This is a genomic window from Microbacterium sp. Root166, from assembly GCF_001427145.1.
Lineage (GTDB): Bacteria > Actinomycetota > Actinomycetes > Actinomycetales > Microbacteriaceae > Microbacterium.
Genome location: NZ_LMGL01000003.1, coordinates 23,807 through 48,511 on the forward strand (window position 1 = coordinate 23,807; position 24,705 = coordinate 48,511).

Below are 24,705 nucleotides of genomic sequence, written 5' to 3' on the forward strand. Positions count from 1 at the left end.
CAGCAAGTGAACACAAAGGAAGACACCATGAACAAGAAGCTCGGAGGCCTCGCCCTGCTCGGTGCGACGGCGATCGCGCTCGCCGGCTGCGCCGGCGGTTCCGGCTCGCCCTCCTCGTCGGAGGAAGGCGCGGAGATCCGCGTCTGGCTCAATGGAACCGACACGCCTCAGGAGGCGCGGGACTACCTGGTCGAGACCTTCGAAGAGGAGAACCCGGGTTCGACCCTCGTCATCGAGGAGCAGACCTGGGATGGCCTCGTCGACAAGCTGACGACCAGCCTGTCCAGCTCAGACAGCCCCGACATCGTCGAGTTCGGCAACACGCAGGCCCCGGCCTTCACGTCGGTCGGCGCACTGCTGCCCCTCGACGACATCTACGAGGACCTCGGTGGCGAGGACCTGCTGCCCGGCTTCGTCGAGGCCGGCTCGTACGACGACACGTTCTACGCCCCGCCGCTCTACTCGGGTGCGCGCGTCGTGTTCGCGGACCCCGCGTTCGTGACCGAGGCGCCGGCCGACCTGGACGCGTACGTGACGGCCGCCAAGGACCTCGCCGCGGCGAACCCGGGCAAGTCGGGCATCTATTTCGCCGGCCAGGACTGGTACAACGCCCTGCCCTTCATCTGGGAGAACGGCGGAGAGCTCGCCGTCGCCGACGGCGAGGAGTGGGACGCTCAGCTGAGCTCGCCTGAGTCCGTCAAGGGCCTCCTGCAGGTGCAGGAGCTCATGACCACCGCCTCGCTGGCGCCGAAGGACGGCGACAACGCCGAGCCGTGGACGCCGTACTGCGAGGGCACCTCGATCCAGTTCTCGGCGCCGAACTGGGCGCTGGGTCTAGCAAGCGAGTGCGAGACGGCCGCTCCGCCGGCTGCTCCGTTCGTCTACGCGCTCCCCGGCATGGAGGGCGGCGCCGCCCAGGTGTTCGCCGGCGGTTCCAACATCGGCATCTCGGCGAAGTCCGAGAACCCCGACCTGGCCAAGAGCGCGCTCGAGATCATCCTGAGTGACGAGTTCCAGACGATCTACGGCGAGAACGGCCTCATCCCGGCCAAGAAGTCGCTGGCATCGACGCTGGGTGACACCCCGCAGGCGAAGGCGTTCACCGAGGCCGCGAGCAACGCCAAGCTCACGCCGGCGTCGCCCAACTGGGCCGAGGTCGAGGCGTCGCGCGTCCTCGAGGACTTCTTCGTCAAGATCGCCCAGGGCGGCGACGTCGAGGCCCTCGCGGTCGAGGTCGATGCTCAGATCGAGGACATCCTCAACGGCTGACCGTCACGCGGACGCAGTCCGCATCCCGGTGCCCCTCCTCGCAGCGGGCATCGGAAACCGGGCCGGCGGCGCATTCGCCGTCGGCCCGGTACCCTGTCGCCCAGAACCCAGGAGTTCCCATGTCAACGCCACCCGATGTCGGGCCGGTCGTCAGTGCGATCGAAGGCGAGCGGATCGTCGCCCCCGAGCCGCGGCAGACCGGGCGTCGTGCGACCCGCAGGGCCGGATCGTTCACGCCGTACGCGCTGCTGACCCCCGCGCTCATCGTCCTCGCGGCGATCACCGGGTGGCCGCTGATCCAGCTCGTGATCATGTCGTTCCAGGAGTTCGGCCGCGCCCAGGTCTTCGGGGCACCCCCCGAGTTCGTCGGCCTGCAGAACTACATCGACATCCTGACCGATGACGAGTTCTGGCAGGTGCTGAGTCGCTCGGTCTGGTTCGCGGCGATCTGCGTCATCGCGACGATGGTGCTCGGCATCCTGGTCGCTCTTCTCATGCAGCGCCTGGGCAAGGCGCTTCGCACTCTCGTCTCGGTCGGTCTGCTGCTCGCGTGGGCGATGCCTCCGCTGTCGGCGACCATCGTCTGGGGCTGGATCTTCGACACCCAGTACGGCGTCCTCAACTACGTGCTCGTCAACTGGTTCGGCCTGACCCAGTTCGAGGGTCACTCCTGGCTCATCGACCCGCTGAGCTTCTTCTTCGTCGCCACGATCATCATCGTGTGGGGTGCGGTGCCCTTCGCGGCGTTCACCATCTACGCCGGCCTCACCCAGGTCTCCGACGAGGTGCTGGAGGCCGCGCAGCTCGATGGCGCCAACGCCTTCCAGCGGTTCTTCCTGGTGGTCGTGCCCTCGATCCGCTCCATCCTGGTGATCGTCACGATCCTCCAGGTCATCTGGGATCTCCGCGTGTTCACGCAGATCTACGCACTGCAGTCGATCGGCGGCATCGCCGAGGAGACCAACACCCTCGGTGTGTACATCTACCGCGTGTCGCTCGGCTCGGGCGACTTCGGCGCCGGCGGCGCGATCTCGGTCTTGGTGGCCGTCCTCCTCATGCTGATCTCGATCTACTATGTGCGCCGCAACGTCAAGGAGGAGGAGCTGTGAGCCTCGCCGTAACCCCCCGCCCGGTGCAGGACGCCGGCCGCCGCTTCCGCGCCTCGCGCCGGACCGGGTCGGTCCTTGCGGCGATCGCCGCGGTGATCGTTTTCGCGTGCTCCGTCTTCCCCGTGTACTGGATGGTCAACACCTCGTTCCAGCCCAATGCGCAGGTCCGTGGCAGCGAGCTGCACTTCTGGCCCGACAACGCGACCATCGAGAACTACACGAACGTGATCTTCGATCACGCACGTGCACCATTCCTTCCTGCGCTCGGCAACTCGGTCGCCGTCACGCTGCTGAGCGTTGCCGTCTCGCTGGTCTTCGCCTTCTTCGCCGCGCTCGCGGTCACCCGGTTCCGCTTCAAGTCGCGCGCCGGGTTCATCGTCACGATCCTGATCATCCAGATGATCCCGGCCGAGGCGATGATCATCTCGACGTTCCGGCTCATGGACAGCTGGCACCTGCTGAACTCCGTCATCGGTCTGACAGCGGTCTATGTCGCCACGGTGCTGCCGTTCACGATCTGGACGCTGCGCGGGTTCGTCAACGGCGTGCCGGCCGAGCTCGAGGAGGCCGCCATGATCGACGGCCTGAGCCGGTCGCAGGCGTTCTGGCGCATCACCTTCCCGCTGCTGGCTCCCGGCCTCGTCGCGACGGGCGTGTTCGGGTTCATTCAGGCCTGGAACGAATTCATGTTCGCGCTGGTGCTCAACCCCCGGCCCGAGGCGATGACTCTGCCGGTGTGGCTGCGCACCTTCCTGGACCCGAACGGGGGAGTGGTCTGGGCCGAAGTGATGGCCGGGTCCACGCTCGTCGCCGTTCCCGTGATCATCTTCTTCCTCATCGTGCAGGGGCGCATGACCAGCGGCCTGGTCGCCGGGGCGGTCAAGGGCTGATGTGCGTGCGGGCGGGAACCGGCTCCCGAGCGGAGGCGGGACCATGAAGGTCGGTCTCGACATCGGCGGAACGAAGACCGATGTCGTCGCGGTCGACGATCTCGGCCGGATCACCGCGCGCATGCGGGTCGCCACCGGATGGGGACCGGATGCCGTCACCGCGACGGTCATCGAAGCCGTCCGCGCGCTCGCGGCTCAGGCCGGCCTCACCGCCTCGGCGATCCGCTCGGTCGGTATCGGCATCCCCGGTCAGGTGGAACCGGGCACCACGCGGGTCGTCCACGCCGTCAACCTGGGAGTCGACGAGCTCGATCTCGCAGAAGCGGTGGGTCCGGCGCTCGGCGTACCGGTCCACGTCGAGAACGACGTCAAGGCGGCGGCCGTCGGGGCGTACGCGCTGCACGGCGGCTCGGGCTCGATGGGGTACCTCAACCTCGGGACGGGCATCGCCGCGGGCATCGTGTCGGATGGCGTGCTGTGGCGCGGCGCCCGGGGTACCGCCGGCGAGGTCGGTCACATCTCGGTCGATCCGGCCGGACCGCTGTGCCGGTGCGGCCAGCGCGGCTGCATCGAGGCGCTCGGCGGTGGCGGCTCGATCGCCCAGCGATGGGGGCGGGATGCCGCGCTGCCCGTGCTCGACGTGTTCGACGCCGCGGACGCCGGTGTCGCACTGGCGATGGAGCTGCGCTCCGGGCTCGCCCGGGCGGTCGCGGCGGCCGTGCGCGTGCTGGTGCTGACGGCCGATGTCGACGTCGTGGTGCTCGGCGGTGGAGTGACGGCGCTGGGTGATCGCCTGATGGGCGACGTCGCGGGGGAGCTGGCCGCGAGCGCCGAGACGTCGTCGTTCATGCGCTCGCTGCGCCTCGAGGAGCGGGTCGAACTTCTGCCGGCCGGCTCGCCTGCCGCTGCGCTGGGCGCCGCGCTCATCGGTGCCAGCCGTGATCCTGAGGAAGCGCTCGCGCACGGCTGAGCCGGGTCAGAACACCTTGCCCGGGTTCAGGATCCCCTGCGGGTCGAAGACCCGCGTGATCTGTCGCTGCAGCTCCCACTGATCCTCGCCGAGCTCGTCCACGAGCCACCGGCGCTTGAGCACACCGACGCCGTGCTCGCCGGTGAGCGTGCCGCCGAGGCGGAGCGCCGAGCGGAAGAGGTCGTCGGCCGCGTCCCAGATGTGCGCCGGCACGGCGATCTCACCGGAGTCGTCGAGGACCGGCTCGAACACGAAGTTGGGGTGCAGGTTGCCGTCCCCGGCGTGCGCCACCGTCGGGATCGTCAGGGAGTGCTCGCGCTCGATGCGGGCGATCTCGTCGAACATCGCCGGCAGGGCGCTGCGCGGCACCGAGACGTCCTCGATGAGGGTCGTCCCGAGCCGCTCCATCGCCGGGTGCATCGAGCGGCGGATGCTCAGCAGACGCTCACCCTCTTCGCGTTCGTACGACACCGAGACGGCACCGCCCGCACCGCGAAGGATGCCGGTGATCCGCTCGGCCTCGGCCACCGCGGCCGGGCCGTCGGTCTGGATCGTGAGCTGTGCCGCTCCTCGGGTCGGCGGTCGCAGCGACAGCAGCGCATGGACGGCGGCGAGGGACGCGGCATCCATCAGCTCCATGATCGCCGGCTGCGCACCCGAAGCGGTGACGGCGGCGGATGCCTCGGCCGCCGCTCGGACACCGGGGAACGTGGCAGCGATCGTGCAGACCTCGCCGGGGACGAGTCGGCGGAGTTTCAGGGTCGCGCCCACGATGACGCCGAGCGTGCCCTCGGAGCCGATGACGAGGGAGGTCAGGTCCAGGCCGGTGACGCCCTTCACCGTCCGGTGCCCCAGGCGCAGCAGCCGTCCATCGGCCAGCACCAGGTCGACGCCCAGCACCGCGTCGCGCACGACGCCGTACTTGGCGCACAGCAGCCCGCCCGCTCCGGTGGCGATGTTGCCGCCGACCGTGGAGATGGCTCGGCTCGCCGGGTCCGGCGCCCACCACAGGCCGTGAGTGGCCAGCGCGGCGTTGAGGTCGGCGTTGAGGATGCCGGGCTCGACGACGGCGAGGAGGTCGTCCGGTCGCACCTCGAGGATGCGATCCATGCCGCGCAGCGACAGTGCGATCTCACCCGCGCCCGCGTTCGCACCGCCCGCGAGGCCCGTGCCCGCTCCGCGCGTCACGACGGCCGTCGACGTGGCGCCGGCGATCCGCAGGGTCTGCTGCACATCGGACACCGAGCGCGCGTGGACGACTGCGAGCGGCATGCCCGCTGCGGAGTGACCCGACTTGTCGGTGCGGGCGGCGTGCAGGGCGGGCGGACTCGTGTCCACCCGATCGCCGAGTGCGTTGCGCAGCTGCGCGACGACGTCGGCGGGGGCGCTCATGCGAAGCGGCGCCGTCCTGCGATCACGCCGACGGTGACCGCGACGATGCCGAAGATCAGGCCGATCCAGGCCTGCCCGAGACTCCACCAGGCGATGGTGGCCGAGGCGTAGACGAGCAGCTCGACGAGGGCGCGGACGAACGGGTGCACCGAGAAGACGGCCCGCGGTGAGACGAACAGCGCCCAGACCAGGATCGCGAGGACCGGGGCGCCGATGCCGGCGACGATGTTCCACGGGAACGGCCACGCGACGAAGCCCCAGATCGCGAGGGTCGCGAAGGCGAAGAGCTCGCAGACGAAGGCGAGGATGTCGATCGCCGACAGCGGCGCGCGCATGCCCGGCGTGGGCTCGGAAGCGGCGGCGGAACGGGCGGAGTCGGACATGATCTCCAGTTTAGGGCGGCGGATGCGGCCGCCCCGCCGCTCAGAGCAGCTCGCTCAGGGGAGCGCCGGTCATCGCACCGGGGTGGCCGCCGTCGGTGTATCGCACCTCGACCCGCGCATCGACCTGGAGGTCCTGCGCGGTGGGCTGCAGCGTCAGGGGCGCGGTTCCGTCGGGGCCGATCGTCGCGGAGCCCGCGACGACCCCGCGGATGCGGGCCTGGATGACCGCACCGGGCTCTCCAGAGACGGTGAAGTGGACGAGTGTCTGTCCGGCGACCGATGACGACGGGCTCGAGGCGATCGACAGCGTCGCACTGATCGGAGTCACGGGGACGACGCCGTTGCTGTTGGTGATGCCGCTGTCGGTGATGCCGCTGTTGGTGTTGCCGCTGTGCACGGTGCCGTTGTTGGTGCCGTCCGGGGCATTGCCCTGTCCGACATCCGCGGGTGCCGAACTCGGGTGGGTGCTGGGCGTCGTGCCCTTTCCCTTGTCGGCGGACGGCGTGCCCGCGCCGTTCTCGGAGCCCGCTGTTCCCGTGGTGCCGGCGGTGTCGTCTCCGGCAGGGGAGTCGGAGCCGGGTTCGGTGGGCAGTTCGGGGACATCGCCGGGCGCAGGTCCGTCCGCATCGCCGATTCCCGGAAGCATTGTGTCGGCCTCGGCGTCGAGCGGTCCTTGCGCTGACGCGTCGTCCGCGGCGGTCTCGGTGATCGCGGCGGTGGCCAGGTCGAGGCGTTCGGTCGCGTCGGGCAGCGCCACGGCTGCGACCACGGTCGTCGCCACGACGAGTCCGGCAGCGGCGAACCCGGCGATCCCCGCCCCGGACAAGAGTCCGCCTGTCACGCCGGTGACGGCCGCGGTCGATCCTGCCGCGGCGATTGCGCCGGCAGCGGCTCCGGTCGCGCCTGTCGCACCCGCCGTGCCGGCGGCGGTGGCCGCCACGCCCGACCCGCCGGAGGCCAGTGAGCCGCCCGCGCCGACCGCGGCCAGCCCGGAGCCGCCCGCGCCCTGTGTCACGGCTGCCGGCATGCCCGCAAGAGCGACCGCCGGGGCTGCGACGCCCTGCAGTGTCGCGAGATAACCCGCGGTGCCGGCGACTCCGACGGTGAGGGGAATCAGTACGAGAGCAAGCCGGCTCGAGACCTCTTTGGCCTCGCTGGCCACGACCGCACACCGCGTACAGCCCGACAGATGCGCCTCGAGCTTGGCCCGATCACGTCGGCCGACGTTGGCGCGCGCGTACGCACCCAGCCGCTCGATGGACCACGCGCAGTCCGAGCCGTCGGCGACGGTGCGCAAGTGCGCCTGGATCCACGCTTCGCGCAGGCCCTCGCGGGCCCGGAACGTGAGCTGCGCGACGGCGGTGGCCTTCATGCCGAGAAGCGGCGCGATCTCAGCAGGCTTCATCGCCTCGATCTCGGAGTACCAGAGCACCTCCTGCCACCGTGTCGGGAGGCTGCGGAAAGCCTGGTGGGTGAGGCTGCGATCCAGGGAATCCGCCGTCGCCTGCTCGCTCGTCGCAGGGTCCTCAAGGGCCTCGAGCGCGTCGATCGTCGTCTCCCGGGTGGATCGTCCCCAGCCTGCGGCGGTGTTGCGGATGCTCGTGAACAGGTAGGCGCGGAAGGACCCGGTCGGTCCGCCGCCCTTGATGATGGCGTGGTAGATCCTCGTGTACGCCTCTTGCACGAGGTCGTCGGCGTCTGCACCGGGAGAGATGCTGCGGGCGACGGCGATGCCGGACCGGTAGTGGCGACGCCACAGCTCGCCGAACGCGGTGCGGTCGCCGGATCGGCTGCGCAGCACCAGGTCGGCGTCGCTCACCGCGCCGGGCTCGCGGCCGGCTGCATCATCGTCGTCGATCATGTGTCTCCCGGGTGGCCGGCGCTCCCCATGCAGCTGCCGAGCCGGATGCCGGCCGCAACGGTGGCCTGCGAGCCTCATTCTCACCCCGAATCCGGGTTTTGACCAGATGCGACGGCGAATCGGCCTCCGCGTCCGAAAACATTCCGGCAACACGCGTAATAGATGGGCGATGCCGCCGTCTCATGATCAGGAGGTGTTCAGCGCTCCGATGGGGGTCAACGCGAACACCGATTGCGAGGGCTCAGCGCACCTCGCATCCGGAGGCGGGGCAGGCGGTAACTCGGGGGAGGGCCCGCCGGCCCCGCCCCTACTCCGGATACGAATGCAACCGTCCCGAAGCGGTTGCCCCAGAGCTCCGCCCGCCGCGCACCCCAACCGCGCGGCGGGCGGTCCCATCTCAGGCGGGGCTGCCCGCGATCCACACCCGCTGCACCTCGAGTGCAGCATCGAGCAGCACGGCATCGGCGATGGCCCCGATGCCGAGGCTGCCGAGATCCGCGCGCCCGATGGCGCGCGCCGGTGCTGCCGTCACCGCATGGACGGCCTGCGCGAGCGGAACCCCGGCCGCGACGACACGGCGCAGCGCGTCGTCCTGCGTCAGGGTGGACCCGGCGATGGAGCCGCCGCCCGCGAGTCTGGCCACGCCGGCCTCGACGGTCACCTCCAGCCCGCCGAGCTCGTACCGGCCGTCTCCGGCACCCGCTGCCGCCATGGCGTCGGTCACCAGTGCGATCCGGCCGGGCGCCGCCGCGAAGGCGACGGCGATGAGCTGCAGGTCCACGTGGACGCCGTCGGCGATGAGCTCGAGCGTCACGCGATCGTCGCGCAGGGCGGCGACCACCGGGCCCGGGGAGCGGTGGTGGATGCCGGGCATGGCGTTGAACGCGTGCGTGAGGATCGTCGCACCTGCCTCGATCGCGCGCTGCGCGGCCGGGGCATCGGCATCCGTGTGTCCGATCGCGACTGCGACGCCCTCCGCCACCAGAGAGGCGATGGCCTCGTGGGCGCCGGGGAGCTCGGGAGCAAGGGTGATCTGGCGGATCGTGCCGCGACCGGCTGCGAGCAGCGCCGTCACGGCGGCGGCGTCGGGCGCTCGCAGCAGCGACTCGGTGTGCGCGCCCTTGTGGCCCGGGTCGAGGAAAGGGCCCTCGAGGTGCGATCCGAGGATCGTGGGGTCCGCCTCGGCGATGTCCGCGACCATGGCGGCGCGGGCGGCGAGATCCTCGATCGACGCGGTCACCAGCGAGATCACCGCCCGGGTGGTGCCGTGCGAGCGATGCAGCGCCCGCCCCTGGGCGATCGCCGCCGGGCCGTCGTCGTAGGAGGCTCCGGCGCCGCCGTGGCCGTGGATGTCGATGAAACCGGGGGTGAGGCATCCGTCCCCGCCGTCGACGATCTCGTCGGCGTCCGGCCGCTCCGCCCCTGTGCCGCGTGCCGCGACGCGCCCGCCGTCGAACAGCACCCAGGCGTCATCGGTGATGCGGCCGTCGTCGACGAGCCGCACCGAGTGGACGAGTGTGCTCATTCGGTAGCCCAGGGGATCTCGTCGGACGGGTGGAACGCGATGCCCTGGCTCGCCCACAGCGGGCCGAGCCCGCCCACGCGGGTGCGGAAGGAGTCCCAGGTGCGCAGCTCGCTCGTGCCCGTCGCCGGCGACCAGGCCGCCTCCGCGGCGGCGCCGATCCGCGGGAAGGCCATGGTGTCGATGTCCTCCGCGGTGCGGAGGGTCTCGGCCCACAGCGGAGCCTCGACGCCGAGGATGTCGGACTCCTCGACACCGTCGACGATCGTCCCCGGCTCCCACGAGTACGCGCGCTCGACGCTCGTCGGCCCGTTCGCCCACGCGAGACCGAGGTCGGCCTTGCCCGGGTACTGCATGTCCAGGTAGATCGCGTCTGCCGGCGAGAGGATGAGGCCGCCGCCGTTCTGCACGAACGCGCGCGCCTTCGCATCGGCGCCGTCCGTGGGCCGCACGTAGCCCCAGTACTGACCGACGGTGCTGGGGGCGAGGCCCGGCGCGTCGCCTGCCTCGTGCCACGCGACGGGCGTCTTGCCGAGGTCGGCGATGATCCCGCTCGCCCGTGCCACGAACGCGGCGAAGTCGTCGGGATCGGTGCCGAGGGCCTCGTCGCCGCCGAGGTGCAGGTAGGGACCGGGGGTCATCGCGGCGAGCTCGCCGAAGACGTCGGCGACGAAGTCGTAGGTCGCTTCATCGTCGATGCGCAGCGACGAGAAGCCCACGGCGAGGCCTTCGTACGGCGTGCCCTTGGCGGGAAGCCCGCCGCCGAACTCCTGCGCCACCCGGCGGATCTCGTCGCTGATCACGGGCTCCTCGACCAGCGTGGGATAGGCGAGACCGACGGCGTGCGTGTGCCCGGGCATGTCGATCTCGGGCACCACGATCATGTGCCGCGAGGCCGCATGCGCGACGATCTCGCGGTAGTCGGCCTTCGTATAGAAGCCGCCGGGATCGCCGCCCACCGCCATCCCCGAGGCGAGTTCGGTGAGCTCCGGCCGCGAGTCCAGCTCGATGCGCCAGCCCTGGTCGTCGGTGAGGTGCAGGTGCAGCGCGTTGAACTTCAGCGCCGCGGCCCGGTCGATGTAGCCCTTCACCGTCTCGACCGAGTGGAAGTGCCGCGCGACGTCGAGCATCACCCCGCGGTAGGCGAAGCGCGGGGCGTCGTCGATCTCGACCGCCGGCACGATCCAGCGCTCACCGTCGCGGGCGACCAGCTGGCCGAGCGTCTGCACTCCGTAGAACAGGCCCGCGGGATCGGCGGCCGTGACGACGACGGATGCCGCATCCGCCGTCAGCCGGTACGACTCCGCCACGCCGCCCGGCTCGATCCGCAGGCTCACGGTGGCGTCGCCGGTGCCGTCCGGCGTGAGGCCGGCGCGGGCCTGGACCAGCGCGAGGAGGGCGGCCGCGGCATCCGGATCACCTTCGATCGATGTGTCTGCGGAGAGCTCGAACGGATCGCCCTCGACCTGCTCGAGCGCAGCGGGCAGGGGAACGAGGGCGAGGTTCGGCACAGTGCCTCCATTGTCGTCTGCGGGAGCGCAGCCCGCCATCAGCGCGAGGGCGATGCCCGCCGCGGCGAGGCCCCGTCCGCGATGACGTTTCATGTAAAGAGTCCTAACAAAAGGAATGCGGTCAGCCTAGCAGGGCGTCATCGTGGGCGCCCAGGCCGGGGCATCCGTTATGCTCGGCATGTCGCGACTGGCGTTGAGGTGGACCACCACCGGGGAGCGGCTGACTACGGCATTCGACCGCGCGCCTGGGCCGATGTGATTCCCGGCAACCCGCCGCGTACCCCGAAAGCCGCAGTCAAGGAGATCGTCATGACCGATCAGTACTTCAACGCCTCGCTCGCCGAGGTCGACCCCGAGATCGCGGAGGTGCTCGAGCGCGAGCTGCAGCGGCAGCGCGGCTACCTCGAGATGATCGCCTCCGAGAACTTCGTGCCCGTCTCGATCCTGCAGTCGCAGGGTTCGGTGCTCACGAACAAGTACGCCGAGGGCTACCCCGGCCGCCGCTACTACGGCGGCTGCGAAGAGGTCGACGTCGCCGAAGAGCTGGCGATCGCCCGCGCCAAGGAGCTGTTCGGGTCGGAGTTCGCCAACGTCCAGCCGCACTCCGGCGCGACCGCCAACGCCGCCGTGCTGCACGCCATCGCGCGTCCCGGCGACACGCTGCTCGGCCTGTCGCTCGATCAGGGCGGCCACCTCACGCACGGCATGAAGATCAACTTCTCCGGCCGCCTCTACAACATCGTCGCCTACGGCGTGGACCCCGAGACCTCGACCATCGACATGGACGAGGTCCGCCGCCTCGCGATCGAGCACCAGCCCAAGGTGATCATCGCCGGCTGGTCGGCCTACCCCCGCCAGCTCGATTTCGCGGCCTTCCGCGCGATCGCGGACGAGGTCGGCGCGCTGCTGTGGGTCGACATGGCCCACTTCGCCGGCCTCGTCGCGGCAGGGCTGCACCCGAACCCGGTCCCGCACGCGCACGTGGTCTCCTCGACCGTGCACAAGACGATCGGCGGCCCGCGCTCGGGCTTCATCCTGACCAATGACGCCGACCTCGCCAAGAAGCTCAACACCGCGGTGTTCCCGGGCCAGCAGGGCGGGCCGCTCATGCACGTCATCGCCGCCAAGGCGACCGCGTTCAAGCTCGCCGGCACGCCGGAGTTCAAGGAGCGCCAGGAGCGCGTGCTGCGCGGCGCCCACATCATCGCCGAGCGGCTGTCGCAGCAGGACGTGAAGGATGCCGGGATCTCGGTGCGCTCGGGCGGCACCGACGTCCACCTGGTGCTCGTCGACCTCCGCAACGCCGAGATCGACGGCAAGCAGGCCGAGGACCTCCTCCATGAGATCCACATCACGGTCAACCGCAACGCCGTGCCCAACGACCCGCGCCCGCCGATGGTCACCTCGGGTCTGCGCATCGGAACGCCGGCGCTCGCGACCCGCGGATTCGGCGACGCCGAGTTCACCGAGGTCGCCGATGTCATCGCTCTCGCGCTGCTGCCCGGCGCCGATGTCGACTCGCTGCGCGCCCGCGTCGGCGCACTCGCCGAGCGCTTCCCGCTCTACCCCGGGCTCGCCCAGTAGTAGCCGTCGCCCGTGAGCACGCCTTGCCGCGGCATCCGGTCTTCCGGACGATCGCTGGTGAGGCAGGCGGATGCCGACGAGGCAGGCGGATGATCGGCACGTCTCGACCGGCATGGCATGTCTCAGTGAGAATGCCGACGGTGAGGCACAGAACCAGGAGGACGAACGGATGACCGCACAGAAGCTCGACGGCAAGGCCGCAGCAGCCGAGATCAAGGAAGAGCTGCGTCAGCGCGTCGCTGCGCTCGCCGAGCGGGGGGTCGTCCCCGGCATCGCGACGGTCCTCGTCGGCGCCGACCCGGCCTCGCAGCTGTACGTCGGCATGAAGCACCGCGACTCGCTCGCGATCGGCATGAACTCGATCCAGCGCGAGCTGCCCGCCGATGCCACGCAGGCCGAGGTCGAGGCGCTGATCGACGAGCTGAACGCCGACCCGGCCTGCCACGGCTACATCGTGCAGCTGCCGCTGCCCAAGCACATCGACACCGACGCGGTGCTCGAGCGCATCGATCCGGCCAAGGACGCCGACGGACTGCACCCGACGAACCTCGGGCGCCTCGTGCTGAACGTGAACGCGCCGATCACGTCGCCGCTGCCCTGCACGCCTCGCGGCGTGATCGAGCTGCTGCTGCGCAACGGCTACGACCTCAACGGCAAGCACGTCGTCGTCGTCGGGCGCGGCGTCACGATCGGCCGGTCGATCGGCCTGCTCCTCACCCGTCGCGAGTACAACGCGACCGTGACGCTCACGCACACCGGCACGACCGATCTCGCGCACCACCTGCGCGAGGCCGATGTCGTGGTCGCTGCCGCAGGGGTCAAGCACATCGTCCGCGCCGAGGACGTCAAGCCCGGCGCCGCGGTGCTCGACGTCGGGGTGACGCGCGAGGTCGACCCCGAGACGGGCAAGTCCAAGGTCTACGGCGACGTCCACCCCGACGTCGCCGAGGTCGCGGGCTGGCTGTCGCCGAACCCCGGGGGAGTGGGCCCGATGACGGTGTCGCTGCTCATGACGAACGTGGTCGAGGCGGCGGAGCGCTCGGTCGCCTGAGACCGGGTCCCGGTCAGGCGTCCTCCCGCAGCCCGGCGGCGACGTCGAGGATGGCGGGCAGAGCTCGCTCGATCATCTCCATCGTCGCCGTGAGCGACATCCGGAAGTGGTGCGGCTGGTCGAACAGCGTGCCCGACATGACGTAGACGCCGCGGGCGCTCAGCGCATCGCAGAACGCCTGCGCGTCGCCTCCCGGCGCCCGGCCCCAGAGGTAGAACGTCCCCTCGGGGCGCGTGATCTCGAATCCGGCGGCGGCCAGAGCGCCGTACAGCCGGTCGCGCTTGCGGGTGAGCTCGGCCATGTCGAGCGACACCGTCTCGAGCACCGGCACCGAGTACTGCATCACGGCGTCGGGGAAGCCCCAGCCGATCGCGAGGCCGAGCGGCATGAGGGCCTCGCGCAGCTCCCGACGCTCCGCGGCCGGCACGCGGGGGGACAGGGCGAGGTACCCGAGCCGCTGCCCGGGCGCCAGGAGCACCTTGCCGTAGCTGTAGTCGATCATCGTCCACGGGTACGCGGCAGCGGGGCTCGCGAACTCCACGCCGTCGAAGCGGATGCGCCGGTAGGGCTCGTCCGAGAGGAGCCAGATCCGGCGTCCGTTCGCCCGCGATGCGTCCTCGAGCACGACCGCCAGGGCGTCCCACGCCGACTTCGGGTATACGCGGCCCGTGGGATTGGAGGGCGAGTTGACGATCACGATCCTCGTACGCGGCGTAATCGCCCGGGCGATGGCATCGACGTCCAGGTCGAAGGTCTCCGCATCGAGTGCCGCGCGCACGGGGACGAGGTTCATGGAGTGCAGCATCGGCTCGTAGCAGAACCACCCCGGCAGCGGGATGACGACCTCGTCGCCGGCATCTGTGAGCAGGGCGAACGCGAGCGAGATCGCACCGAAGGCGCCCTGTGTCATCGCGATGTCGTCGGGCTCGAAGTCGAGCCCGAGCTCCGCCCTGAGGCCGGCGGCGATCGCCTCCTGCGCTGCGGGCTCGCTCGTCTTGTACGCGAACCAATCCACCGAACGAGGTTCGAGCTGTTCCCGCATCGCGGCCGGCAGTGCCGGAAGCGCAAGCTCGTGCGGGTTGCCGAACGTGAAGTCCAGCGCATCGGGATCGCCGGCAAGCGCCTCGATCCGCGCGAAGAACGTGGTCACGACGTCCACCGCGGCTTTCGCCCGGGATGCGCGAGCAGACAGCACCACGGCAACCACCTCGTCCCCAGCTCATCGAGCAACGGTCACAGCATCCCAACGGCGACGGGCGGCGTCAACGGGTGCGGCTCGGTGTGGGCGCGCTCAGAGGAGCCGCGCCTCGGCCGCAGCGAGCGCGGCCTCTGCACCCGACGTCGGAGCGATCGCCACGAGGCCCCGGTAGAGCGTCACGATCGCGGCGACGTCGAGCTCGCCGGTGCGGGCGCGGTCGCAGTGCACCGACTGGATGGCCGCTTCGAGCTGGAAGCGTCCGAGCGGCCTGCCGAGCGCCGACGCCCGGCGCAGCAGCGCGCCGGCCTCGGCGATGAGCGCGGCATCCCATGAGGCGGGGTCCTGCTCGTCGATCGGTGGCCACGGCGTCGTCGCGCGGGCGGGTGCGCGCGACTGCGCGTAGGTCAGCAGCGCCGCCAGGCCCCAGGCCTCGGGCTCGTCGTCGAGCAGGCTCGCGGCCAGCACGGCGAGCCAGCGTGCCTCGTCGGCCAGCGATCCCCTCGGCTCCTCACCCTGATCGAGCCACCCGATCGCGTACGCGCCGTAGATCGCCTCGAGCACGGCGGGAAGCCGGGCAGGCATGTCATCGCGCGTGGGCACGGCGAACGGGATGCCCGCGTCGCGGATGCGCCGCTTGGCCCGGACGAGCCGCTGCGCCATCGTCGACGGATTGACCCCGAAGGCGCGTGCCACGTCGGCGGAGTCGAAGCCCAGCACGGTCTGCAGCATGAGCGGGGTCCGCGCGGCGGGGTCGATCGCGGGGTGCGCGCAGGCGAAGAGCAGCTCGAGCCGCTTGTCGGGGATCTCGTCGAGCCGCTCGACCAGGGCGGCTCCGTCCAGGGCGCGATCATCCGCGAGCGTGGCGGCCACCGCCTCGTCGAGCGCGGAGGACGTGCGACGGGCCGACGAGCCGAGCACATCGCGCAGGCGGTTGCGTGCCACGGTGAACAGCCACCCTTCGGGATTGGCGGGGATGCCGGAGCCGGGCCACGCGCGCAGCGCGCGCTCGAACGCGTCCGCCAGGGCGTCCTCGGCGAGTGCGACGTCGTGCGTGCTCGCGGCGACCAGCGCGAGGAGTCGACCGTACGACGAGCGGGCCGCTTTCTCTGCGGCGACCCGCGCGTCGTCGGCCGGAGCCATCAGCGCCCGGACGCCGTCCAGGCGCCGTCTTCGAAGCGCGTCGCGGACGGCCGGATCTCGACGGCCCCCCAGGTGAGCGACGGCGCCTTCGCGGCCCACGCGATCGCCGCGTCGAGATCTTCGACGTCGATCACGAAGGTGCCGCCGAGCTGCTCCTTGGTGTCGGCGAACGGGCCGTCCTGCACGCGCAGGGCGCCGTCCGAGGCGGTCACGGTGGTGCTGGCGACGGACGGCTGCAGCACCTCGGCCGAGATGAGGGCGCCGGCCGCTTCCAGTGCTGTGGCGTAGGCGTCGAACTCGCGCATGGCCTCGGCCATCGCCTCGGCCCCGAGGTCGCTCGGGGGCATCTCGGGGTAGTGGAGGAGGAGGGTGTACCGCATGATGTCGTCCTTTCGTCAGTGCTGCGACACTGCGATGACGATCGACGGACGCGACGATCGACAGGCGGCCGGAATTCGCCTCAGCTCGTGCCGAGCTCGTCGAGCATGCGACGCTGCTCGTCGGTGAGTCCGTCGTGCAGCTCGCGCCTGCCTGCGGCGGCTTCGGGACTCGGGATGCCGGGGGCCGCGGCATCAGGAACCGTCTTGGCCCTGTCACCGGAGGCCTTGTCGTACAGCGCACCGGCGTGCGCCTCGACCCGGTCGTCGATCGCGTCGTAGATCGCCCAGCCGATGAGCAGGATCACCGGAGGAAGGACGTAGCCCCAGAAGGCGCTGAAGATGCTGCCGCCGATCGAGACGCCGGAGAGCCACACGGTCACCATCCACACCAGGAAGGCGACGACGAAGGCGAGGAAGAACTCGACGAGCTTCTCGCCCGCCTTCGTGCGGCGATGCGCCGACTTCGCCGCCATCGACGTGAACCACTTGTGGATGAGGGGCTTGATCCAGATCGACAGCGCGGTCAGGACGATACCGGCCCACAGGGCGGCCCAGCCCACGCGCGCCGGGGTCAGGAAGCCGATGGCGAGCAGCACGACGACGTTGAAGACCAGCAGCGACACGAAGCGGACGACCCATTTCCTCATGCGTTCACTGTACGGCGGGGCCGCGTCGGCGCGGGAGACCTCAGTGGATCGACACCAGCTCGGTGATGTCGTCGTCGGGAAGCGCGTCGGCCACCGCCGTCACGGTCACCTCGACGAGATCGGCCCGCCCGGAGGTGACGGTGAGGAAGGCGGTGTCTGCGGCATCACGGCCCGTCGCGATGCGCACCAGTGTCGACCGGGGGGCGAGGGTCGTCGCATCGACGGCGCGCCAGGCGTCGCCGATCCATGCCTCGGCGACGGCGTGGAAATCCATCGGGTACACCCCCGGCGCATAGACGGCGGCCATGCGGGCGGGGATGCCGAGCCCGCGCAGCAGCGCGACGCACAGGTGGGCGTAGTCCCGGCACACGCCCTGACGTGCGAGCAGCGTCCGGGTGGCCCCGTCGGTCGGCAGCGATGAACCGGAGACGTACTGCAGCCTCGTGCCGACCCAGGACGAGACCGAGCCGAGGAGCTCGGCGGGATCGGTGATGCCCGCGAACTCGCCCCACGCGGTCGGGCCGAGCGCGTCGGACTCGGCGTAGCGGCTCGGGCGTGCGTAGACGAGGAGATCCTGCTCGGTGGCGGCGTCGGTCGACGCGGTGCCCTCGATGTGCGCGGTGTACGAGACGACCAGGCGCCCCACACCGCTGCGCAGCACGTGCACCCGCGTCCCGTGGGAGTCGGCGACCTCGTGCACCTCGACCGCCGCTCCGTCGAGGGAGGCGACGAAAGCCTCCGTCGGCGCGGCGTACTGCGCGCTCACCGCGATCGCGAACGCCAGTTCCGCGGGCTCGGTGATGTCGAGGACTATCCGGCTCGAAACGTCGCGCTGCATGGGCCCAGCCTGGCACGGCACGGTGTCGCCCGGGTGAACGGGCCGAGGGGTTGACAACCCGGCGCATCGGCGGCGATCACGGGTGGGTGGATTCCCGCGCGACCACCGCGACGCTCATCATGACGTGACGGGCCTCGACGGGTCCGCGCGGAGCGTCGAGGCGCCGCATCATCGCGTCGACGATGGCGTCGGCCATGGCGTCGTTGCCGGGCTCGATCGTGGTCAGCGCCGGCGTCGAGAAGCCGCTCGCGCGGACGTTGTCGAACCCGATGAGCTGGACGTCGTCGGGCACCTTCGTCTCGCGCTCGTGCAGCGCCCGCAGGGCCCCGAGCGCGGAGGAGTCGGTCAACGCGAAGACGCCGTCGAATGTCACTCCGCTCTCGAGCAGCTCCCTGGTCGCTCGGTAGCCGTCCAGCATGTCGAGGCCGCACGACACGATGAGCCGCTCATCGACGGGATGGGCGGCCGCCCGGTGCGCGTCGAGGTATCCCCGTGTGCGCAGCGTCTGCACCGAATCCCCCGCGGCGAGGGACCCGCCGAGGACGACGATCGATCGGGCCCCGCGGTCGAGCAGATACTCGGTGGCCAACCGGCCGCCGCCGACGTTGTCCATGAGCACGTGGTCGAATCGGGTGGAGAAGGCCCGCTCGCCCAGGAGCACGATCGGCTTGCTCGCGGGGATGCTCTCGAGATCGGCCGACTCGCTCGCCGCGACGGCCAGGATGAAGCCGTCGTAGGTCTCGAGGTGCGATGCGGCCAGCGATTCGACCTCGGCCCTGACCGCACCGCCCGTGTTCTCGGTGACCAGCCGCATGCCGCGGGATGAGAACCCTCGCGCCAGCCGCTCGGCCAGCTCTCCGTAGTACTCCGAGGCCAGCACGGGCAGCCCGAGGCCGACGAGGCCGGTCCGGCCTTTGCGGAGCGAGCGCGCGCTCTGGTTCAGGCGGTAGCCGAGTTCGCCGATCGCCCGCGTGACTCGGTCGATCGTCTCGGCGCCGACATGTTCGGTGCGGCCGTTGACCACGTTGGAGACGGTCTGCGGGGAGACCCCGGCGCGTGCGGCGACGTCGCGCATGGTGACCGGCGGGCCGGACTGGCTGCTGTGGATTGTTGGCATCGGACCTGTATCGCCTGCGGAGCACGCTCACAGCGACTCTAGTCGGGGCTGATCCGGTGCTCCTTTCGATCGGGTCTTGCCGTCTGCAACTGTGACCGCTAACATTCCGAGGACCGCCCTCTCCCGCGTCGAACGAAGCTGTGCGCGGAGCATCTTCTCAGGCCGCCGGCAGGACCCCCGCCGGCTCCTTCAGAGTGCCTTTGGAGCGCGCGGGCGAAGAGTGGTTGATCGATCAACGAGGAGGAATCTTGACCAGTCGCAGTACACCTACGACGGCGGTGCGCCGGAGGCGGATGGGCATCGTCGGTGCAGCCGTAGCCGCCACAGCCCTCATCATGAGCGGCCTGGCGATGCCGGCCGTCGCAGCCGACGAGGAGCTGATCGTCAACGGCGGCTTCGAGAGCGGACTCGACGGATGGTTCGTCAACAACGGCAACCCGACGGACACCGGCGCGCTCTCGATCGTCGCCGACGCCTACAGCGGTGCCGCGGCGGTGCGGGTCACGGCCCGCACGACCACGGGATCGGGACCGATGCAGGACGTCACCGGAAAGGTGCAGGCGGGCATGACCTACAACCTCAAGGCGCGGGTCAAGTACGACAACCCGAGCAGCCCCGCCAGGAAGCAGTTCTTCGTCACGATGCACTACGGCGGCGGCACCTACACCAACCTCGGCAGCGCGACGCCGGCACGCGGTCAGTGGGGCTACATCAACACCACGTTCACGATTCCCGCCGGGCAGAGCGTGGCCACCGCACGCATCTTCGTCGAGACCCCGTGGACGGCCACCCCGTCGGCGGATCCGAACACCCACCTGATGGACTTCACGGTGGACGACGTGTCGCTCGTCGGCGCACCGCCGCCCCCGCCGCCCTCGAAGACGGTCGAAGTCGTCGGCAAGCTGCCGGGCGAGCACAACCCGCTCATGGGCCACAAGTTCGGCGCCGACGGCTTCGGGTATGCCGAGGACGGTCGCGTGTACATGTACATGACGAACGACACCCAGGGCTACGCACCGGATCCGGTCACCGGCATCTCGCCGTCGATCAACTACGGCAGCATCAACCAGGTCACGCTGATCTCGTCCGAGGACCTCGTCAACTGGACCGACCACGGTGAGATCCAGGTCGCAGGCCCCCAGGGCGTGGCGCCGTTCACCGCGAACTCGTGGGCGCCCGGCTTCACCAAGCGGGTCGTCGACGGTGTCGAGAAGTACTTCCTGTACTACGCCAACGGCGGTGGCTCCAGCAACGTGATCACCGGCGCCAGCCCCCTCGGCCCCTGGACGAGCGAGCGCACGAGCACGCTCATCAATGGCACCACCCCCGGAGCCGAGGACGTCGCGTGGAAGTTCGACCCCGCCCCGCTCGTCGACGGCGACCAGGGCTACCTCGTCTTCGGCGGCGGCCCCGCCTCGACGTCCATGCCGGCGGCCGAGCGCTACAACAACCCGAAGAACATCCGGGTCATCGAGCTCGCCGACGACATGGTCAACACGCAGGGCACGGCGGCCGTCGTCGACGCTCCGGTGGCCTTCGAGGCCGGTCACATCTTCGAGCGCGAGGGCAAGTACTACATGTCCTACTCGTCGCACTTCGGAGGAACCGACTTCGGCGGAAACCAGACGCCGCTTCCCGGGTACCCCGGCGGCGGGCAGATCGGCTACATGATCTCGGACGACCCGATGGTCTGGCCGAAGGAGACCTACGCCGGCGTGCTGTTCCCGAACCAGTCCCAGTTCTTCGGCTCGGGCACCGGTGGCAACAACCACCAGTCGGTCTTCGAGTTCGAGGGCAAGCACTACTTCACGTACCACGCGCCCACCCTGAACAAGCGGATCAACGGCAACACCACGCAGGGCTACCGCAGCCCCCACATCCAGGAGCTCGCGTTCAACGCGGACGGGACCATCCAGCAGGTCGTCGGCACGTACGCCGGCGTCGAGCAGGTCCGCGACTTCGACCCGTACCGCGTGTTCGAGTCGGAGACGTTCGGCTGGAGCAAGGGCATCGCCACGGCGAAGGTCGACAACGGCTCGGCCCAGTTCGGCGCCGCGTCGCCGAACCTCGTGGTGAAGGACATCGACAACGGAGACTGGACGGCGCTGTCGTCGGTCGCGTTCGGCGATGCCGGAGCCGAGTCGGTCACCGTCAAGGTCAAGCCGCTGCAGGCGGGCGGCTCGATCCAGGTGCGGTCGGGCAGTGAGACTGGCGCGATCCTCGGCACGATCCCCGTCACCGGCACCGCCGGTGCGTGGACCGAGCTCACCGCGCCGCTGTCGGGTGCAGTGGGCACGCAGGACGTGTTCTTCACCTACACCGGCGCTGCGGGCGACCTGCTCGAGCTCGACACGTGGTCGTTCGCGGAGGCGCCGAGTGCGCCGACCGTGGAGGTCTCGGCCACGGCGTCGACCCGGTGCGTCGCCGGCAAGGCGGTGCTCACGGTCAAGGTGACCAACGAGGACGCCGTGTCCATCGGCGCGACCGTCTCGACCTCCTACGGATCGAAGACGTTCTCGTCGATCGCGGCCGGGAAGTCGGCTGCGCAGGCGTTCACGACCAGGCTGGCCGGCATCCCCACGGGTGTCGCCACGGTCGCGGTCACGGCGACCGTCGCGGGGCAGCCCGTATCGACCACGGTCGAGGCGGACTACGCCGCACACAGCTGCGGCTGATGCAGGACCGGGTGGCGGCCCCGATCGGCTGGGCCGCCACCCACTCTCCGCGCCCCCGCGGTGCGGCCCACGTCGGCGTCCGGACGGTCCGGCTGCTGAAAGAAGGAGCGGTGGAGGCCCGCCGGAGATGGGAGAACAACGAATGAAGAAGCCAGGAATGCTCGACCGCGCGTCGCTTCGGGCCCGGAGCCGGCGTCGCACGCTCCGGTCGACAGCGGCCGCCAGTGCGGCCGTGGTCGCCGCGGGGCTGCTGCTCGCGGTCGCACCCTCGCAGGCCGCCGAGCCGTGGCAGCCGGACTCCGGCTACACCTCGACCGACAAGGGCGACGGCAGTTACACGGTGCCGCTGATCAACGCCGACGTCCCCGACGTCTCCGTCGAGCGGATCCCGGCATCCGAGAACGACGAGGGCCGCGACATCTACTACATGATCAGCACCACGATGCACCTCAGCCCCGGTGCGCCGATCATGAAGTCGTACGATCTCGTCAACTGGGAGATCGTCAACTACGTCTTCGACCGCGCCGACATCAGCGACTCGTTCTCGCTGCGCAACGGTCAGTCGTCCTACGGCCAGGGACAGTGGGCGTCGTCGATCCGGTACCACGGCGGCAAGTGGTACGTGGCGTTCAACACCAACAACCTCGGCGGCTCGTACCTCTACGTCACGGACGACATCGACGAGGGGTCCTGGGAGCGGATCGCCCTCGGACGGGCCTACCACGACCCCTCCCTCTTCTTCGACGTCGACGGAACGCCGTACATCTTCTACGGCTCCGGGTCGACCAGCGCGGTCAAGCTCAGCAGCGACATGAAGACCGTCGTGGCCGAGTACCCGCAGGTCCTCCGCACCTCCGACTACCCCGGCGCATCCTTCATCGGAGGGCTCTTCGAGGGTGCGCAGGTGCAGTACATCGACGGCAAGTACTACATCGTCATCATCACGTGGCCCTCGGGGCAGGGACGCCAGGTCGCCCTGTTCCGTTCCGACACCCTCCTCGGCCGCTATGCGACCGTCGACGGCAGCAACCCCTACGAAGCCAAGGGCGTGCTCAACTCCAACGGATTCGCCCAGGGCAGTCTCGTCCCCATCGCGGCCGAGGACGGCGCCACCGACTGGTCGGGGATGTTCTTCCGCGACACCTTCCCGATCGGCCGCATCCCGGCGCTCATCCCGGCCACGTGGTCGGACGGCTGGCCGACGTTCGGCAACAACGGCTCGGTGCCCGTCAACGGGGCGTTCGCCAAGCCCATCGAGCTCAGCCCTGAGGAGGCCCTGTACGAGCGCCAGAAGAGCATCGTGGTCTCGGATGACTTCGACAACGACGCCCCGCACCGTGCCTACATGGACGAGGACTGGACGATCCCCGCGCCGCCGAACGTCGATCAGTCCCTGCTCGGGGTCGAGCTGCTCGCCAACCCCGGATTCGAGAGCGGCACGCAGGGGTGGATCGTCAACGACACGGCGACGATCGCCGCGACGACGGATGCCGCCACCGGCGCCGGCGCGCTGCAGGTGACCGGGCGCACCACGACGGGATCGGGCCCCGCCCAGGACGTCTCGGGCAAGGTGCAGCACTCCGTCACCTACGACATCTCGGCGAAGGTGAAGTACGTCAACCCGAACAGCCCGGCGACGAAGCAGTTCTTCGTCACCGCGCGCTACGGCAGCAGCACCTTCACCAACCTCGCGAGCGTCACCGCGACCCGCGGTCAGTGGGCCACGATCTCGGGCAGCTTCACGGTTCCCGCCTCGCAGAGCCTGTCGTCGATGCGGATCTTCGTCGAGACGCCGTGGACGGCCACCCCCTCGACCGCGCCCGACACGCACCTGATGGACTTCACGGTCGACGACGTCTCACTGAAGGGCCGTCCGCTCACGACCGAGCTGCCGCACCCCGACGAGATCGCGCCGAACGGGTCGCGCCTCGCGCTGCCCTGGGAGTGGAATCACGCCCCGGACAACCGGTACTGGTCGCTGACCGATCGTGACGGCTGGCTGCGCCTGGAGACCGGCAAGGTGCTCACGGGCAACCTCAAGCACCTGAAGCTCGCGAACGACGACGAAGCCACCTATCTCGAGGAGGCGCGCAACACCCTGTCGCAGCGCACCTTCGGGCCGCGGCAGTCGGCGGAGACCAAGCTCGACATCTCCGGCATGAAGGACGGGGATGTCGCCGGCCTCGCCGCCTACAACCGCGGGTTCTCGTACGTCGCGGTCAAGCGCGTGAACGGCGTGAACACGGTCGGCGTCGTCAACCGCAGCCAGCCCTTCACGACGGCCATCGACCAGGCGGCGATCGAGTCGTTCGTGCCGGGCACGACCGCGGCGGTCGGCTCGGCATCCGAGGTGCACCTGAAGGCGGATCTGGACTTCGCGAACCCGACCGGACAGCTGTGGACGACGTTCTCCTACAGCCTGGACGGCGTGTCGTGGAATCAGCTCGGCAATCGTGTCGGGCCCCAATCCCTCGACGGGAGCCTGACGCACTTCATGGGTCACCGCGTGGGGCTGTTCAACTACGCGACCCAGCAGGCCGGCGGGCACGTCGACTTCGACCACTACCTGCTCAGCGACACGCTGACCGCGCAGAACCTGCCGCTCGACGAGAGCGACCTCGACGCGGCCATCGCGTACGCCGGGACGCTGGAGGAGAGCGACTACCCGGAGGCCGACTGGGCCGAGCTCGAGGAGCTGCTCGCCGCAGCCGAGCAGGCTGCCGCGAGGACGCCGGGCACGCAGAACCAGATCGACGCACCGGAACGGGCCCTCAGCCTGCAGCTCGCCCGACTGGGCGTGGTGAAGGAGGCGGACCCGACGCTGCAGGTGGCGGCGACGGCGTCGACGCGGTGCGTGGCGGGCAAGGCGGTGCTCACGGTCAAGGTGACCAACGAGGACGCCGTCGCCGTCGCGGCGACCGTATCGACGACCTACGGGTCGAAGACGTTCGCGTCGATCGCCGCCGGGAAGTCCGCTGCGCAGGCGTTCACGACCAGGCTCGTCGGCATCCCGACGGGAGTCGCTCAGGTCGCGGTCACGGCGACCGTCGACGGGGAGCCGATCTCGACCGCCGTCGAGACGACCTACCCCGCGCACAGCTGCGGCTGACGCACGACATGATGGCGGTCGCCGGTCACCGGCGGCCGCCATCGTCGTTGGTCGAAGGC

The 24,705-nt window shown here is 70.3% G+C and carries 19 protein-coding genes and 1 riboswitch; of the genes, 8 read left to right on the forward strand and 11 right to left on the reverse strand.

Annotated features, from left to right (window positions below):
* Positions 1–27: 27 nt before the first annotated feature.
* From ASD56_RS11865 to ASD56_RS11880, 4 genes are all read left to right on the forward strand, one after another.
* On the forward strand, positions 28–1,269 hold the full coding sequence (locus ASD56_RS11865; RefSeq protein WP_055965993.1) for an extracellular solute-binding protein: 1,242 nt from the start codon (positions 28–30) through the stop codon (positions 1,267–1,269).
* 119 nt (positions 1,270–1,388) lie between these two features.
* The gene (locus tag ASD56_RS11870; RefSeq protein WP_055965994.1) at positions 1,389–2,378 is read left to right on the forward strand and encodes a carbohydrate ABC transporter permease; all 990 of its coding nucleotides are present in this window, start codon (positions 1,389–1,391) and stop codon (positions 2,376–2,378) included.
* The gene (locus ASD56_RS11875) at positions 2,375–3,268 is read left to right on the forward strand and encodes a carbohydrate ABC transporter permease (RefSeq protein ID WP_235565694.1); all 894 of its coding nucleotides are present in this window, start codon (positions 2,375–2,377) and stop codon (positions 3,266–3,268) included. The genes ASD56_RS11870 and ASD56_RS11875 overlap by 4 nt, the downstream gene beginning before the upstream one ends.
* A gap of 43 nt (positions 3,269–3,311) precedes the next feature.
* Positions 3,312–4,238: an ROK family protein gene (locus ASD56_RS11880; protein WP_055965998.1), complete on the forward strand. Its 927-nt coding sequence runs from the start codon at positions 3,312–3,314 to the stop codon at positions 4,236–4,238.
* Between the two features lie 6 nt (positions 4,239–4,244).
* Here ASD56_RS11880 and ASD56_RS11885 read toward each other — a convergent pair whose 3' ends face one another.
* The 5 genes from ASD56_RS11885 to ASD56_RS11905 all read right to left on the reverse strand — a co-directional run bounded on the left by ASD56_RS11885 (position 4,245) and on the right by ASD56_RS11905 (position 11,000).
* The gene (locus tag ASD56_RS11885; RefSeq protein ID WP_055966000.1) at positions 4,245–5,630 is read right to left on the reverse strand and encodes an FAD-binding oxidoreductase; all 1,386 of its coding nucleotides are present in this window, start codon (positions 5,628–5,630) and stop codon (positions 4,245–4,247) included.
* Positions 5,627–6,013 carry a YrdB family protein gene (locus ASD56_RS11890; RefSeq protein WP_055966003.1) on the reverse strand — a complete coding sequence of 129 codons (387 nt, stop codon included), beginning with the start codon at positions 6,011–6,013 and terminating at the stop codon, positions 5,627–5,629. Before ASD56_RS11890 ends, ASD56_RS11885 begins: the two co-directional genes overlap by 4 nt.
* A gap of 40 nt (positions 6,014–6,053) precedes the next feature.
* A complete protein-coding gene (locus tag ASD56_RS11895; RefSeq protein WP_055966006.1) occupies positions 6,054–7,874 on the reverse strand; it encodes a sigma-70 family RNA polymerase sigma factor in 1,821 nt (606 codons plus the stop codon).
* A 397-nt stretch (positions 7,875–8,271) separates the two neighbouring features.
* Positions 8,272–9,399: an N-acetylglucosamine-6-phosphate deacetylase gene (nagA, locus tag ASD56_RS11900; protein ID WP_055966008.1), complete on the reverse strand. Its 1,128-nt coding sequence runs from the start codon at positions 9,397–9,399 to the stop codon at positions 8,272–8,274.
* On the reverse strand, positions 9,396–11,000 hold the full coding sequence (locus ASD56_RS11905) for a family 20 glycosylhydrolase (protein WP_442922402.1): 1,605 nt from the start codon (positions 10,998–11,000) through the stop codon (positions 9,396–9,398). The genes nagA and ASD56_RS11905 overlap by 4 nt, the downstream gene beginning before the upstream one ends.
* An 80-nt stretch (positions 11,001–11,080) precedes the next feature.
* Positions 11,081–11,165: riboswitch (ZMP/ZTP riboswitch) on the forward strand.
* Positions 11,166–11,216: 51 nt separating this feature from the next.
* On the opposite strand from ASD56_RS11905, the gene glyA reads away from it, so the two are divergent.
* Complete coding sequence (gene glyA / locus ASD56_RS11910; protein WP_055966010.1) at positions 11,217–12,491, forward strand: serine hydroxymethyltransferase; 1,275 nt, start codon at positions 11,217–11,219, stop codon at positions 12,489–12,491.
* Between the two features lie 169 nt (positions 12,492–12,660).
* The gene (locus tag ASD56_RS11915) at positions 12,661–13,542 is read left to right on the forward strand and encodes a bifunctional methylenetetrahydrofolate dehydrogenase/methenyltetrahydrofolate cyclohydrolase (RefSeq protein ID WP_055967091.1); all 882 of its coding nucleotides are present in this window, start codon (positions 12,661–12,663) and stop codon (positions 13,540–13,542) included.
* Positions 13,543–13,555: 13 nt separating this feature from the next.
* On the opposite strand, the gene ASD56_RS11920 is transcribed toward ASD56_RS11915, so the two are convergent.
* The 6 genes from ASD56_RS11920 to ASD56_RS11945 form a co-directional block, all read right to left on the reverse strand.
* Positions 13,556–14,740, reverse strand: coding sequence for an aminotransferase class I/II-fold pyridoxal phosphate-dependent enzyme (locus ASD56_RS11920; RefSeq protein ID WP_055966012.1), 1,185 nt, complete (start codon positions 14,738–14,740; stop codon positions 13,556–13,558).
* A 93-nt stretch (positions 14,741–14,833) separates the two neighbouring features.
* Complete coding sequence (locus ASD56_RS11925) at positions 14,834–15,880, reverse strand: RNA polymerase sigma factor (RefSeq protein ID WP_082541445.1); 1,047 nt, start codon at positions 15,878–15,880, stop codon at positions 14,834–14,836.
* Positions 15,880–16,260, reverse strand: a complete 381-nt coding sequence (locus ASD56_RS11930) for a YciI family protein (protein ID WP_055966014.1) — start codon at positions 16,258–16,260, stop codon at positions 15,880–15,882. Before ASD56_RS11930 ends, ASD56_RS11925 begins: the two co-directional genes overlap by 1 nt.
* Before the next feature lie 80 nt (positions 16,261–16,340).
* Positions 16,341–16,907 (reverse strand): hypothetical protein, encoded by a 567-nt coding sequence (locus ASD56_RS11935; RefSeq protein WP_055966016.1) that lies wholly within the window; start codon positions 16,905–16,907, stop codon positions 16,341–16,343.
* A 40-nt stretch (positions 16,908–16,947) separates the two neighbouring features.
* Positions 16,948–17,745 (reverse strand): transglutaminase-like domain-containing protein, encoded by a 798-nt coding sequence (locus ASD56_RS11940; protein ID WP_055966018.1) that lies wholly within the window; start codon positions 17,743–17,745, stop codon positions 16,948–16,950.
* A 76-nt stretch (positions 17,746–17,821) separates the two neighbouring features.
* Positions 17,822–18,862 (reverse strand): LacI family DNA-binding transcriptional regulator, encoded by a 1,041-nt coding sequence (locus ASD56_RS11945; RefSeq protein WP_055966020.1) that lies wholly within the window; start codon positions 18,860–18,862, stop codon positions 17,822–17,824.
* Between the two features lie 248 nt (positions 18,863–19,110).
* Here ASD56_RS11945 and ASD56_RS11950 point away from each other — a divergent pair, with 248 nt between their 5' ends.
* Both ASD56_RS11950 and ASD56_RS11955 read left to right on the forward strand, forming a co-directional pair.
* Positions 19,111–21,537, forward strand: a complete 2,427-nt coding sequence (locus tag ASD56_RS11950; RefSeq protein ID WP_200947516.1) for a family 43 glycosylhydrolase — start codon at positions 19,111–19,113, stop codon at positions 21,535–21,537.
* A gap of 142 nt (positions 21,538–21,679) precedes the next feature.
* On the forward strand, positions 21,680–24,646 hold the full coding sequence (locus ASD56_RS11955) for a family 43 glycosylhydrolase (protein WP_200947517.1): 2,967 nt from the start codon (positions 21,680–21,682) through the stop codon (positions 24,644–24,646).
* Positions 24,647–24,705: the final 59 nt, after the last annotated feature.

Coding starts and splice junctions, on each gene's coding strand:
- ASD56_RS11865 (WP_055965993.1), top strand. CDS start 28: ATGAACAAGAAGCTCGGAGGCCTCGCCCTGCTCGGTGCGACGGCGATC.
- ASD56_RS11870 (WP_055965994.1), top strand. CDS start 1,389: ATGTCAACGCCACCCGATGTCGGGCCGGTCGTCAGTGCGATCGAAGGC.
- ASD56_RS11880 (WP_055965998.1), top strand. CDS start 3,312: ATGAAGGTCGGTCTCGACATCGGCGGAACGAAGACCGATGTCGTCGCG.
- ASD56_RS11885 (WP_055966000.1), bottom strand. CDS start 5,630: ATGAGCGCCCCCGCCGACGTCGTCGCGCAGCTGCGCAACGCACTCGGC.
- ASD56_RS11890 (WP_055966003.1), bottom strand. CDS start 6,013: ATGTCCGACTCCGCCCGTTCCGCCGCCGCTTCCGAGCCCACGCCGGGC.
- ASD56_RS11895 (WP_055966006.1), bottom strand. CDS start 7,874: ATGATCGACGACGATGATGCAGCCGGCCGCGAGCCCGGCGCGGTGAGC.
- nagA (WP_055966008.1), bottom strand. CDS start 9,399: ATGAGCACACTCGTCCACTCGGTGCGGCTCGTCGACGACGGCCGCATC.
- ASD56_RS11905 (WP_442922402.1), bottom strand. CDS start 11,000: ATGAAACGTCATCGCGGACGGGGCCTCGCCGCGGCGGGCATCGCCCTC.
- glyA (WP_055966010.1), top strand. CDS start 11,217: ATGACCGATCAGTACTTCAACGCCTCGCTCGCCGAGGTCGACCCCGAG.
- ASD56_RS11915 (WP_055967091.1), top strand. CDS start 12,661: ATGACCGCACAGAAGCTCGACGGCAAGGCCGCAGCAGCCGAGATCAAG.
- ASD56_RS11925 (WP_082541445.1), bottom strand. CDS start 15,880: ATGGCTCCGGCCGACGACGCGCGGGTCGCCGCAGAGAAAGCGGCCCGC.
- ASD56_RS11930 (WP_055966014.1), bottom strand. CDS start 16,260: ATGCGGTACACCCTCCTCCTCCACTACCCCGAGATGCCCCCGAGCGAC.
- ASD56_RS11935 (WP_055966016.1), bottom strand. CDS start 16,907: ATGAGGAAATGGGTCGTCCGCTTCGTGTCGCTGCTGGTCTTCAACGTC.
- ASD56_RS11940 (WP_055966018.1), bottom strand. CDS start 17,745: ATGCAGCGCGACGTTTCGAGCCGGATAGTCCTCGACATCACCGAGCCC.
- ASD56_RS11945 (WP_055966020.1), bottom strand. CDS start 18,862: ATGCCAACAATCCACAGCAGCCAGTCCGGCCCGCCGGTCACCATGCGC.
- ASD56_RS11955 (WP_200947517.1), top strand. CDS start 21,680: ATGAAGAAGCCAGGAATGCTCGACCGCGCGTCGCTTCGGGCCCGGAGC.